This window comes from Exiguobacterium sp. PvP048 (assembly GCF_040549175.1).
GTDB classification, from domain to species: domain Bacteria; phylum Bacillota; class Bacilli; order Exiguobacteriales; family Exiguobacteriaceae; genus Exiguobacterium_A; species Exiguobacterium_A artemiae.
Map to the genome: position 1 here is coordinate 99,272 of NZ_JBEPSU010000001.1, position 12,937 is coordinate 112,208.

10 protein-coding genes are annotated in these 12,937 nt (G+C 48.4%); all 10 read right to left on the reverse strand.

Features of this window, described 5'->3' with window-relative positions; translation table 11 throughout:
• Nucleotides 1-37: 37 nt before the first annotated feature.
• Nucleotides 38-967 (reverse strand): bifunctional riboflavin kinase/FAD synthetase, encoded by a 930-nt coding sequence (locus tag ABIC15_RS00510; protein ID WP_012370704.1) that lies wholly within the window; start codon nucleotides 965-967, stop codon nucleotides 38-40.
• 17 nt (nucleotides 968-984) lie between these two features.
• Complete coding sequence (gene truB / locus ABIC15_RS00515; protein WP_012370705.1) at nucleotides 985-1,893, reverse strand: tRNA pseudouridine(55) synthase TruB; 909 nt, start codon at nucleotides 1,891-1,893, stop codon at nucleotides 985-987.
• Between the two features lie 51 nt (nucleotides 1,894-1,944).
• Nucleotides 1,945-2,286, reverse strand: a complete 342-nt coding sequence (rbfA, locus tag ABIC15_RS00520) for a 30S ribosome-binding factor RbfA (protein WP_012370706.1) — start codon at nucleotides 2,284-2,286, stop codon at nucleotides 1,945-1,947.
• Nucleotides 2,287-2,322: 36 nt separating this feature from the next.
• Nucleotides 2,323-4,491: a translation initiation factor IF-2 gene (infB, locus tag ABIC15_RS00525; protein ID WP_012370707.1), complete on the reverse strand. Its 2,169-nt coding sequence runs from the start codon at nucleotides 4,489-4,491 to the stop codon at nucleotides 2,323-2,325.
• Nucleotides 4,492-4,506: 15 nt separating this feature from the next.
• Nucleotides 4,507-4,809, reverse strand: coding sequence for a YlxQ family RNA-binding protein (locus tag ABIC15_RS00530; RefSeq protein WP_012370708.1), 303 nt, complete (start codon nucleotides 4,807-4,809; stop codon nucleotides 4,507-4,509).
• Entirely contained in the window at nucleotides 4,802-5,071 is a 270-nt protein-coding gene (rnpM, locus tag ABIC15_RS00535) for an RNase P modulator RnpM (RefSeq protein ID WP_214764127.1), read from the reverse strand. Before rnpM ends, ABIC15_RS00530 begins: the two co-directional genes overlap by 8 nt.
• Nucleotides 5,072-5,074: 3 nt before the next feature.
• The gene (gene nusA, locus ABIC15_RS00540; RefSeq protein ID WP_354019502.1) at nucleotides 5,075-6,202 is read right to left on the reverse strand and encodes a transcription termination factor NusA; all 1,128 of its coding nucleotides are present in this window, start codon (nucleotides 6,200-6,202) and stop codon (nucleotides 5,075-5,077) included.
• Between the two features lie 16 nt (nucleotides 6,203-6,218).
• A complete protein-coding gene (gene rimP / locus ABIC15_RS00545; RefSeq protein ID WP_012370711.1) occupies nucleotides 6,219-6,686 on the reverse strand; it encodes a ribosome maturation factor RimP in 468 nt (155 codons plus the stop codon).
• A gap of 129 nt (nucleotides 6,687-6,815) precedes the next feature.
• On the reverse strand, nucleotides 6,816-11,111 hold the full coding sequence (locus tag ABIC15_RS00550; RefSeq protein WP_483298746.1) for a PolC-type DNA polymerase III: 4,296 nt from the start codon (nucleotides 11,109-11,111) through the stop codon (nucleotides 6,816-6,818).
• A 124-nt stretch (nucleotides 11,112-11,235) separates the two neighbouring features.
• Complete coding sequence (locus ABIC15_RS00555; RefSeq protein WP_012370713.1) at nucleotides 11,236-12,936, reverse strand: proline--tRNA ligase; 1,701 nt, start codon at nucleotides 12,934-12,936, stop codon at nucleotides 11,236-11,238.
• Nucleotide 12,937 lies beyond the last annotated feature (1 nt).

Sequence of the window (12,937 nt, forward strand, 5' to 3'; positions counted from 1 at the left end):
TCGTACTGACTCATCATAACGAACCCGTCATCGTCTGTCAAACCGTTAATGCTTGCATCGCATGAATTTTATCTTGGGCAAGCTGTGTTTTTAAGCTTTCAATCCCGTCAAACGCACGTTCATCGCGTAAGTATGCCATCCACTCGAGTTTCAGTTCTTGTCCATATAAATCCTCGTCAAAGGCAAGCAAGTGGGTTTCGATGCTGACTTCTCCCGTCTCATAAAACGTCGGTCTCCGTCCGATATTCGTCATCGCCGGAAACTTGCGCCCGTCTTCAAGATGGACGAACGTCGCATAGACCCCAAGTTTCGGAATGACATAGGCAAATTCCGGACGGATGTTGGCCGTCGGAAAACCAATCTGCCGACCTCGGGCGTCACCGTGAATGACAATCCCTTTCGTTTGATACGGTTCCCCTAATAACAGAGCTGCTTCCGCGACCGCTCCATCCGCAAGCAAACGACGAATCCGTGTCGAACTGACCTTTTCATCGTCTGCCTGATGTTCGGAAACCGTCGTATGATCAAATCGTCCACGGCTGTGGAAATCAAGCGTCGCCATCTTGCCTGCCCCGAACCGTCCATACGAATAATCAAATCCGGCCACAATGTGGCGTGCTCCGGCAGCAATTAAATAATGATCGACGAAATCTTGCGGAGACAGTTCGGAAAAAGCGACTGTAAATTCGATGACATATACCCGGTCAATGCCGAGTTGTGCCATTTTTTCGAGTTTTCGGTCAAGCGGCGTAATGTAGAGAATCTGTTCCGTTCCGTTGCCAAGAACTTGTTTCGGATGAGGATCAAACGTCATCACTGCTACTGGCAGATTGAGCTCACGGCTTTTTTCAATTGCGGTTTGTAAAACACGTTGGTGTCCAAGATGAACACCGTCAAAAAATCCGAGTGCGATGACCGCCGGATCTTCTGTTGGTTGTTCTGGGTATGTTAAGTGAATGATGTCCATTCCTGATCGCTCCGATCCTAATCGATTTGTAACATGACTTCAACGCGTCCCATATTGATCTCGGAATCAAGCCGGTAGATCGCTAAAGGGATGCCCTCTTCATTATAGACAGTAAATCGTTCAAATTCGACCGGAATGCCTGGTAATTTTGCCCCATTCAATACACGAGCCGCCGTCTCGGCATTTACAGTCAACCGCGGCCACTTTTGAATGACTTGTTCAATCGGTAAGACGTATTGCATCCGCTCTTCGACAGTCTCACAGGCTTCAAGCGTAGCCAGCGTCACTGCTTCTGTTTCAGACATCATTCCTGAACTCGTTCGGCGCAATTCACTCATGTGGGCCGCATAACCCAACTGTTCACCGATTTCAACGGCAAGCGTCCGGATATAAGTTCCTTTTCCGCAAGCAATCTCGATTTGAAACCGGCAGAGTCCGTCTGCAAAAGTCAGCCCGGATGTCCGTTCCAACGTATCAATTTGAACCGTTCGGGTCGGACGTTCCACTTCAATGCCTTTACGGGCATATTCATACAATTTTTTCCCGTTCACTTTGACCGCCGAATAATACGGTGGAGTCTGTTCAATCTGTCCGGTCAGTTGCTGTAGAATTTCATCTACTTGTTGCTCCGTAATTGACGCGGGCGTGACCGGTGTTTCGCGGACGGTTTCACCGTGGGCGTCTTCGGTCGTCGTCGCATATCCGATCGTCACTTCTGCCACATATCTCTTTCCTTCGTCTGTAATGAAACGTGCAAGTTTTGTAGCACGTCCGAGACAGATCGGTAAGACACCTGTCACTTCCGGGTCAAGTGTTCCGGTATGCCCGACTTTTTTTGTCTGAAAGAGCCGGCGCAGTCGAAAGACACAGTCGTGACTCGTCATGCCTGCCGGTTTGTCCAGCGGTAATACTCCTATGGGTTCCATCTTTTTCCCTCCTAAAAAAGGGCAACCACACCTGTGGTTGCCCTCGTCTTGTTAATCCTTGTTCAAGTTCCGGAGCAACTCATCAATCCGTGATCCATACTCGACAGATGTATCGATCTCAAACAGCAATTCAGGTGTCTTGCGTAAACGGATGCGTGATCCGATTTCTTTGCGCATGAACCCTTTTGACTTTTCAAGACCAACGCGCGCTTCTTCGCGCACTGTTTCATCACCGAGCACCGAATAAAAGATCGTTGCTTGTTGTAAGTCGCCTGTGACTTCAACACCAGTTACCGTAACCGCCTTGACACGCGGATCGTTCACATCTTTGATCAACATTTGCGTAATTTCTTTACGCACCTGTTCTGCTACACGATTGGAACGTACGCTCATTCTATATCCCTCCAGTTCGGATTCTGATCCGTTCTGTTACTTACGTTTTACTTCTTCCATGATGAACGCTTCGATGACATCGTCGACTTTGATGTCGTCGTACCGTTCAATCTTAATTCCACACTCGTAACCGGCTGCGACTTCTTTAACGTCGTCTTTGAAGCGGCGCAACGTATCGAGTTTTCCTTCGTAAATAACGATGCTGTCACGGACGACACGAACACCTGCAGCACGTGTTAACTTACCTTCTGTGACATAACCACCTGCGATCGTTCCGACTTTCGAGACTTTGATGACGTCACGAACTTCAGCTTGACCGATAATTTTCTCAACGAATTCAGGATCAAGAAGACCTTTCATCGCTTGTTCGATTTCTTCGATGGCATTGTAGATGATTTTGTGAAGGCGAATCTCAACCTTCTCTTGGTCTGCCATCGATTTAGCGTTACCATCCGGACGGACGTTAAAGCCGATGATGATCGCGTTGGCTGCTGAAGCCAAGATGACGTCACCTTCTGTAATCGCACCAACACCTGAGTGGACGATGTTGATTTTCGCGCCTTCGACATCGATTTTCTTGAGTGAACCGGCAAGTGCTTCGACAGAACCTTGAACGTCACCTTTGATGATGATGTTAAGATCTTTGACTTCGCCTTCTTTGATCCGGTCGAAGAGATCTTCTAAGCTGACTTTCGCTGAATCGCGGCGTTGTGCCTCGATTTCGCGTTGGTAACGTGCTTCCCCGATTTGACGGGCTTTTTTCTCATCTTCAAACGCAAAGAATTGATCGCCGGCTTTTGGCACGTCGTTTAATCCTGTGATTTCGATTGGTGTCGATGGACCGACTTCTTTGACACGACGACCGATATCGTTGACCATGGCCCGGATACGACCGAACGTATGACCGACAACGATTGGATCGCCGACACGAAGTGTTCCGTGTTGGACAAGCAATGTCGCGACTGGTCCGCGTCCTTTGTCGAGTTTCGCTTCGATGACTGTTCCGCGTCCGTGCATATCCGGTGTTGATTTGTATTCTTGGACTTCCGAAACAAGCAGAATCATTTCGAGTAACTCGTCGATTCCGTCTCCCTTAAGTGCTGAAACCGGTACGAAGATCGTGTCGCCGCCCCAGTCCTCGGCAACGAGTTCGAATTCCGTCAATTCTTGTTTGACACGGTCCGGGTTAGCGCCTTCTTTATCCATCTTGTTGACTGCAACGATGATTGGAACACCGGCTGCCTTCGCATGGCTGATGGCTTCTTCCGTTTGCGGCATGACACCGTCATCCGCTGCGACGACGATGATTGCGATGTCTGTGACATCTGCTCCACGTGCCCGCATCGTTGTAAACGCGGCGTGACCTGGTGTATCGAGGAATGTGATTTTCTTTCCTTCGATTTCAACTTGGTAAGCCCCGATGTGCTGTGTGATTCCGCCGGCTTCGCCTGCTGTGACTTTTGTGTTTCGGATCGAGTCCAGCAATGTCGTTTTACCGTGGTCGACGTGTCCCATGATCGTAACGACCGGTGGACGTTCTGACAATTCGTAGTTATCGAGATTCAATTCGTATGCATCGAAGTCTGTTTCATCGACTTGAACCGTTTTCTCGACTTCAAATCCGAAGTCAGAAGCAAGCAATTCAACTGTCTCATCATCGAGATCTTGGTTAATGGTCGCCATAACGCCCATTCCCATCAATTTCATGATGAGTTCGTTTGGTTTTTTATCCATTTTTTCAGCCAATTCGCCGACTGTTAAGTTGTCTGCATATTGAACGACGTTCGCCATTGCTTCTTCTTGCGCCCGACGTGCTGCTTTTCGTTGGCTTGATTTTGAATTTGGATCTGCTACTTCCAATTTACGTGGTTCTACTTTCTTCTGGGGACGACGTTTTCCACCGCGGTTATTACGGTTCCCGAATTCTGGACGTCCGCCTTTTGAATTGCGTGATTGGTTCCCTGCTGGCTTGTTAGTTGTTCCTGGTCTGTTCGGTTTATTGTCTGATTTCACTTGTTTTGGAGCCTCCGTTTTTTGGACCCGATGTTTCTCGGGATTAAATACTTTGTCGAGTTGCTGTACTGTCTGTTCATCTAAAACCGCCATGTGATTCTTGACCGGTTTTTCCAGTTTTTCGAGCTGGGCGATGACCTGCTTACTCGTTACATTCTGTTCTTTCGCGAATTCGTATACACGTTTACCCAAAAGATCCACCTCCAGTTAATCGTTCGAGAGGAGTTCCGTTAGCTTTTTCGCAAATCCGGCTTCGTTGACTGATACGACTACACGCGCATCTTTCCCAAGTGCATGTCCAAGAATGTTTCGATCTCCGACTTCGATGTACGGAACACGATAACTTGTACATTTATCCGTCACTTTCTTACGCGTGGCAGCCCCCGCATCTGCTGCTAAGAGGACGAGTTTGGCTTGTCCTCCCCGTACTTCTTTCAGTACGAGTTCTTCTCCAGTCGTCACTTTCCGCGCTCGGTTCGCGAGACCAAGGAGCGATTCCCATTTACTCATGTGTACCTCCCGCGATCGCAAGCAATTGATCATATAACTCATCTGTTGTCTTGACTTTCAGATGATGATCGAGTGTGCGCTTCTTTTTGGCTGTCGCAATGACAGTTGCATCTTTCGTCAAATAGGCGCCTCGCCCATTCATTTTACCATTAAGATCGACGACAACCTCACTGTCAGGTGTCCGGACGACCCGAATTAACTCTTTTTTAGGACGCATTTCTTGTGTGATGACACATTTGCGTAATGGTACCTTTTTTTGCACGAATTATTCCTCGCCTTCGACTTGGAGCGTTTCCACGTCAACTGCTTCTGCTGTTGCAGGTTCGACTTTCATGAAGACATCCTTCAATTCCATCGATTCTGCTTCTGATTCGCTCTTGATGTCGATTTTCCATCCTGTCAACTTGGCAGCCAGACGGGCATTTTGACCGCGTTTTCCGATTGCGAGTGACAATTGGAAGTCAGGGACGACGACGATTGTTGCTTTAGCCGGTTCGTTGACGTATACAGCAACAACTTGTGCCGGGCTTAAAGCATTGGCAACGTATTCTTTCGGATCATCTGAATAACGGACGATATCAATCTTTTCACCGTTCAATTCGTTGACGATGCGTTGAACACGTGCGCCTTTTTGACCTACACATGCGCCGACAGGATCGATTTCGTCAGAAGCAACGGCAATTTTCGAACGGTCGCCGGCTTCACGTGCCACCGACTTCACTTCGACTTCGCCGCTCGCGATTTCCGGTACTTCGATTTCAAACAGTCGTTTTAATAAGCCCGGGTGCGTCCGCGATACGAGAATCGATGCGCCTGATCCTTTGACCATCGGATCGACTTTCGTCACGTATACTTTGATGTATTCCCGAATTCCAAAACGTTCATTCGGCATCTGTTCGTGTGTCGTCAAGACCGCTTCAATACCTTCGAGGTTAACGTATAGATTACGCGCATCTTGACGTTCGACCATCCCCGTCATGATTTCATCTTCCCGGTCGGCGAAATGATTGTAAATGCGTTCCCGTTCTGCTTCGCGCATCTTTTGTGTGACGATTTGTTTGGCCGTTTGTGCTGCAACACGTCCAAAATCACCTGGTGTCACTTCAACTTTGTGGAAATCACCGAGTTCATACGTCGGATCGATTTCGTGTGCTTCCTCGAGTGAAAGCTGTTCTTCCGGCTGCGTCAAGCGTTCAACGACCTCTTTCAAGGCGAAGACACGGATATCTCCTGTCTGTTGATCAAACTCGACTTTTACTGCCTCCGACTCTTTTCCAAAGTTGCGACGGTAAGCGGAAATCAATGCCTGTTCGAGCGCATCGATGATGATATTCTTATCAATCTCTTTTTCTTTAGCGATTTGTTCGATTGCTTCAAGTAACTGTGGTCCCATCGTTCTCTTCCTTTCCTTAGAACACTACCGCAAGCCGCGCCATCGCGATCTTGTTCACCGGTATTTCAATTTTCAATTTACGTGTCTTCACACGGACTTCGAGTTCCAGCATTTCTTCAGAATAAGTCAGTAATGTGCCTTCGAATTCTGTTGCGTCTTTAACCGGGTCATGGGTTTTGATATAGACATGTTTCCCGATTGCCTTCTCGAAATCCTCAGTTTTTTTGAGTGGTCGTTCGGCACCTGGACTCGCAACATCTAAATAGTAGGGTTCGTCGATCGGATCATCCTGGTTCAATGCTTCCGACAACTTTTCATTGATGTTGACACAGTCTTCCAGGTCAACGCCACCGTCTTTATCGATGGAGACACGTAGGAACCAATCCGCCCCCTCTTTGACGAATTCGACGTCGACAAGCTCCATCCCCTCACGTTCTACGATCGGTTTTGCGAGTTGTTCGACCTTCTCAGTTACGTTCGTCATCTTCATCCTCCTTCAAAAAACCAACAAGAAAGGAGCAGGTCCCCCTACTCCTTCCAAGTCGTAGTATAAAAAACATTTCCTTACTCAATATAGCATAATGCCCCGTCTTAAGCAAGCATTCGCAAGGCTTTAGAGGTCAAATAACGAGAGCTGGTTCTCATCCGGAAGACCTTCGAGGCACCCGAGATTATCGAGTGTTTCGATGATCGATTTGGATAACTTCGCCCGTTTTTGAAGATCCTCTTTTGATAAGAACTCGCCACCTTTTCGGGCTTCGACAATCTGTTTCGCTGCATTCGTCCCGAGTCCGGTGACGGCATCAAATGGCGGTAGCAACGCGTCTCCGTCAATCAGAAATTCGGATGCGCTCGATTTATACAAATCAACTTTGCTGAAGGTGAAACCACGTTCGATCATTTCAAGCGCAATTTCAAGGACGGTGTAGAGTCCTTTGTCTTTCGCTGTCGCTTCAAATCCTTTGTCCTTGATGTCCTGCAACACTTTCCGGACCGCGGCCGACCCTTTATTCATCGCACCGATATCAAAATCACCGGCCCGGACCGTGAAGTAAGAAGCATAGTAGTACATCGGATGATGGACTTTATAATAGGCAATCCGGACAGCCATCAATACATAGGCTGCGGCGTGGGCTTTCGGGAACATGTACTTGATTTTTTTACACGAATCGATGTACCAGAGCGGGACATGGTTCTCAATCATCGCTTCTTCCATCTCAATCGACAGACCCTTCCCTTTACGGACCGACTCCATGATTTTAAAGGCCAGCGACGGTTCAAGACCGGCGTAAATCAAGTAGACCATGATATCATCCCGGCACCCGATGACGTCTTTTAGTTCACATGTTCCGTTATAAATCAGTTCACTGGCATTACCGAGCCAGACATCCGTTCCGTGGGACAGACCGGAAATCTGGACGAGCTCTGAAAACGTCGTCGGTTTTGTTTCTTCGAGCATCTGCCGGACGAATTTAGTTCCGAACTCGGGAATTCCGAGCGTTCCGGTTTTCGAATCGATCTGTTCCGGCGTCACGCCGATTGATTCTGTCGAACTGAAGATCTTCATGACTTCGGCATCGTCGACCGGAATCGTTTTCGGATCACGTCCCGATAAATCCTGTAGCATCCGGATCATCGTCGGATCATCATGTCCGAGAATATCGAGTTTCAACAGGTTATCGTGAATCGAATGGAAGTCAAAGTGAGTTGTCTTCCACTCGGATCCCATATCATCCGCCGGGAACTGGATCGGACTGATATCATAAATGTCCATATAGTCCGGAACAACGATGATTCCCCCTGGGTGCTGTCCGGTCGTCCGTTTGACACCGGTCACTCCGCTGACGAGCCGGTCGACTTCGGCATTCCGGTAATTGAGGTCATTTTCCGACTGATAACCTTTGACATACCCATATGCCGTTTTCTCAGCAATTGTACCAATCGTTCCGGCACGGTAAACATAATCATCCCCGAACAAAACTTTTGTATAGGCGTGGGCTTTCGGCTGGTATTCTCCGCTGAAGTTCAAATCGATATCCGGGACTTTATCCCCTTTGAATCCGAGGAAGGTCTCAAACGGAATGTCATGCCCGTCTTTAATTAACGGCACATCACACGTCTTACACGTTTTATCCGGTAAGTCGAATCCGGAACCAACCGATCCGTCATCAAAGAATTCCGATTCCTTACAATTCGGACAGACATAATGCGGCGGCAACGGGTTGACTTCCGTAATCTCCGTCATCGTCGCGACAAGACTTGACCCGACTGACCCCCGCGAACCGACAAGGTATCCGTCATCAAGTGATTTCTTGACAAGTTTGTGCGAAATCAGATAGATGACGGCAAATCCGTGTCCGATAATCGACTTGAGTTCTTTTTCCAATCGGGCCTCGACGATTTCCGGCAACACATCACCGTAAATCTGATGCGCCATATCATACGACAGTGAGCGGACTTCTTCATCAGCACCTTCGATTTTCGGAGTGAACAGATCTTTCGGAATGATATCGATATTTTCGAACCATCCGGCCACTTGCTGGCTGTTCGTAATGACGAGTCGTTCCGATACATCCGGTCCTAAAAACTTAAAGTCACTCATCATTTCCTGCGTCGTCCGGAAATGAGCCGGCGGCAGTTGTTTTCGCATATTAAGCATATTAGCGCCGCCTTGGGTCCGAATCAAGACTTCCCGGTATGTTGCATCATGTTGATCAAGATAATGAACGTTTCCTGTCGCAACCGGCAAGATATCATTTTCTTCCGCCACGCGGATAACTTTTTTGATCAGTTCCCGCAGCTCCAGTTCATTTTGAACGATTTCCCGTTCAATCAAATGACCATACATCGCCGGAGGCTGAATTTCAATAAAATCATAAAAACGCATGACCTTCGCTAAATCCTCGTCCGACTTGTTAAGGGCAGCATCAAACACTTCCCCGTTGTCACAAGCGGAACCGATAATTAATCCGTCCCGGTGTGCGACCAGTTGCGAACGCGGCGTCCGGACGACCCGGTGAACGTGCTTCGTATGCGCAAGCGAAATCAATTGATACAGATTTTTGAGCCCGGTCCGGTTTTTCGCATAGACCGTCGCATGATACGGACGAGCCCGCGAGATGTCTTTCCCCATTTCCCGGTTCAGCGAAAGGTGCGTTTTCATATTAAACATCTCATCTGCCATCTGTAGCAGTTTGAGCATCAAGTAGCCGGTTGCTTCCGCATCGTAAATCGCCCGGTGATGCTGGGTCAATTCGATATCAAAGCGTTTCGCGAGCGTATTCAGCCGGTGATTCTTGAGGCTCGGCATCAGGACACGTGCCAGTTCCAGCGTATCGATGACCGGTAACGTTGATTCTTCATGGTTACCGGACCGCAGTGTCGCATTCAGGAACCCAATGTCAAATGACGCATTATGGGCAACGAGGATCGAATCTCCCGCCCAGTCCATGAACTCTTTGACGACTTGTTCCGGATCCGGTTTTCCGCGAACCATTTCATCGGTAATTCCCGTTAAGTCAATCGTCGTCGCCGACAACAAATGTTTCGGATCGGCAAAAGCTTCAAACTTGTCAATGACGTCACCATCATAAATCTTGACGGCAGCGAGCTCGATGATTTTGTTGTACATGGCAGACAACCCGGTCGTCTCGACGTCAAAGACGACGAATGTTGCTTTTTCTAATTCTTGATCCACCGGATGATAGGCGACTTGCACGCCGTCGTTGACGACGTTCGCTTCAATCCCGTATAAAATCTTGATATCATTTTTCTTTCCGGCATAATACGCGTCCGGAAAACTCTGAGCACCGGCATGATCCGTGATCGCAACTGCCGGATGTCCCCAGGCGGCCGCCCGTTCGACGTACTTCGTCACGTTCATGACGGCATCCATCTGACTCATTTGGGAGTGGGCATGCAACTCGACCCGTTTTTCACCGGCCCACGGATCAGCCGGCAATTCCATTTTGACTTCGGACAATTGAGCAATCATCATACATAAGTCACGTAAGAACGTATCAAATTCAACACGACCCGCCACTTGAATCCACATGCCTTTTTTGATCGCCGACAAGATTTTGACATCGGTCTCGTCCCGGGCAAACATTTTGACGACAAGTGAATCCGTATAGTCGGTCAGTTTAAAGGTAAAAATTGTTTTCCCGCTGCGGAGTTCACGGCTTTCCGCCGCAAAAACAAGTCCGCGGATGGCAATCCGGCGCTCTTCATCTTGAATCGTCTTGATCGGTACGACTTCGTCCTGAATCGGTTTTCCGATCCGGATATCAATCGGACCTTCATCATCGTCACGGGATTGTTCCCGTTTGAATTGCAGTTCAAGCATCCGTTTTGCTTCATCAATATCTTCCTGCTTCACCTGGTTCCGTAACTCTTCCTGCTCGGTCTGATCCATCTGGACGACCGGTTCACACACGAATTTCGGGAAACCATATGCCCCGTATAACAATTGCATTTCACTGCACAGATCGTTTTTCAAAAATCCGGCTTCCGGTTCACTGCGGACTGGAATAAACAATTTATTGTCCCGGTATTCTGGTAGAACCCGACTCAGGTGACTCCGCATCGCTGACGAAGCATCGGCCAGGTCTTCGACGATATACGGCCAATAATCAATAAACAGTTTGGCATCGGGACGTTGCTCGGATTCAAGCAGCAGTTTGACCTCTGCAAACTGTTGATAACGGCTCTTCAACCGACTGTTAAACATTTGATAGACGTTCTGAGGTAAAATTTGTGTCAACCGAATATGGAAAGTCCATGTTGCAGTTGCTTTTTGGACCCGTAATTTTTCAAGGGAAGCATCTGTAAAAAACTCTTCGACGATGCCGGTCGGTAATTCTAAATCGCTCATCAAGAGCGCCATGCGTTGTTGTGTATCCACTCGCATTTGTGCTGTCGTTGTTGCTTCACACCATGACAGCCACTCCTCCTCCTCTTGCAGATTGCCCAAGGGGCGAATGGGTGTGAGACAAGAAAACAGTCACTTTACGAAAAGTGACCGTTCCCATTACTTATTGTAAACCTTCATAAAGCGAACGAACAGCTTCAAGAAGATCTGCTTGTTGAATTTCCTCTGCTTCACCACCGCGTCGTGCTTTCAGTTCCACGATACCGTCCGGTGCTTTTTTACCAACATTGATTCGGACAGGCAGTCCGATCAAGTCTGCGTCGGCAAATTTGACACCGGCGCGTTCTTTACGATCATCAAAGAGGACCGAGAATCCGGCAGCCGTCAGTTCACGGTAAACCGTTTCTGCCACTTCCAACTGTTCTGCATTTTTACCGTTAACGGCAATCAAATGAACATCAAATGGTGCGATCGCTTTCGGCCAGATGATTCCCCGCTCGTCGTAATGTTGTTCGACGACGGCAGACATCGTTCGCGAAACGCCGATTCCGTAGCAACCCATGATCAACGGTTGGGCTTTTCCGCCTTCATCGAGGAAGGTCGCATTCATGCCTTCTGAATAACGAGTTCCGAGTTTAAAGACTTGTCCGACTTCGATTCCGCGGGCGAACTTTACGTGCCCTTGTCCGTCTGGCGACACGTCCCCTTCTTCGACGAATCGTAAATCCGTATACTCCGCTTCAAAATCACGGCTTGGATCGACATGCACGTAATGTGTTTCCGACTTGTTTGCGCCGCAAACCGAATTCGTCAATGCCCGAACTGCATAATCCGCTACAATCTTCATGTCGGCTCCAATCGGTCCGAGCGTGCCCGGCGTCGAATGGAGGGCCTGTTCGATTTCTTCATCCGTCGCCATCATGATATCGAGTGCTCCGAGATAGTTTTTCAGCTTAATGTCGTTGACTTCATGATCACCGCGAACAAGTGCCATCACGAGACCCTGTTCTGTCTTGAAGACAACGGTCTTAATGGACTCCTGTTCCGGTAATCCAAGCACTGAACTGACTGCTTCAATCGTTTTGGCGTCTCCAGTGTGGACTTCTTCGAGCGCTTCCGGTGCTTTATCCTGCTTCGTATACTGATCGACGGATTCTGCCATCTCCAAGTTTGCGGCATAATCCGACTGATCGGAGTAGACGATCGTATCTTCTCCGATGGCAGCTAACGCATGGAACTCATGTGTTCCGCTTCCACCGATTGCACCGGAATCTGCGACGACCGGACGGAATTCAAGTCCGACACGCGTGAAGATTTTTGTATAGGCATCAAACATGTTTTGATACTCCTCTTCCAGACTCTCTTGCGTCGAATGGAACGAATACGCATCTTTCATGATAAACTCACGGCCGCGGAGCAATCCGAAGCGTGGACGACGCTCATCCCGGTACTTCATTTGAATCTGGAACAAGTTGACCGGTAATTTTTTATAGGAGTTCAGTTCATCACGGACGATGGACGTAATCAACTCTTCATGTGTCGCACCCAGCGCAAACCGACGATCGTGACGGTCGGTCAGACGCATCAGTTCCGGACCGTAAATATCCCAGCGTCCGGTTTCTTCCCATAGTTCTGCCGGCTGAATGGCTGGCATCAACAATTCCTGCGCACCAGCGCCCTCCATTTCTTGACGAATGATCGTCTCGATTTTTGACAGAACACGTTTTGCCAGTGGAAGGTAAGAATAGATTCCAGCTGCATTTTGACGCATGAACCCCGCCCGTAACAAAAGTTGATGACTGATGGCTTCTGCATCGGATGGTACTTCACGCAAAGTTGGCATAAATAGTTTGGATTGTTTCATG

Coding starts and splice junctions, on each gene's coding strand:
- ABIC15_RS00555 (WP_012370713.1), bottom strand. CDS start 12,936: ATGAAACAATCCAAACTATTTATGCCAACTTTGCGTGAAGTACCATCC.
- nusA (WP_354019502.1), bottom strand. CDS start 6,202: ATGGGACCACAGTTACTTGAAGCAATCGAACAAATCGCTAAAGAAAAA.
- truB (WP_012370705.1), bottom strand. CDS start 1,893: ATGGAACCCATAGGAGTATTACCGCTGGACAAACCGGCAGGCATGACG.
- ABIC15_RS00550 (WP_483298746.1), bottom strand. CDS start 11,111: ATGCGAGTGGATACACAACAACGCATGGCGCTCTTGATGAGCGATTTA.
- rbfA (WP_012370706.1), bottom strand. CDS start 2,286: ATGAGCGTACGTTCCAATCGTGTAGCAGAACAGGTGCGTAAAGAAATT.
- ABIC15_RS00510 (WP_012370704.1), bottom strand. CDS start 967: ATGGACATCATTCACTTAACATACCCAGAACAACCAACAGAAGATCCG.
- ABIC15_RS00530 (WP_012370708.1), bottom strand. CDS start 4,809: ATGAGTAAATGGGAATCGCTCCTTGGTCTCGCGAACCGAGCGCGGAAA.
- rimP (WP_012370711.1), bottom strand. CDS start 6,686: ATGACGAACGTAACTGAGAAGGTCGAACAACTCGCAAAACCGATCGTA.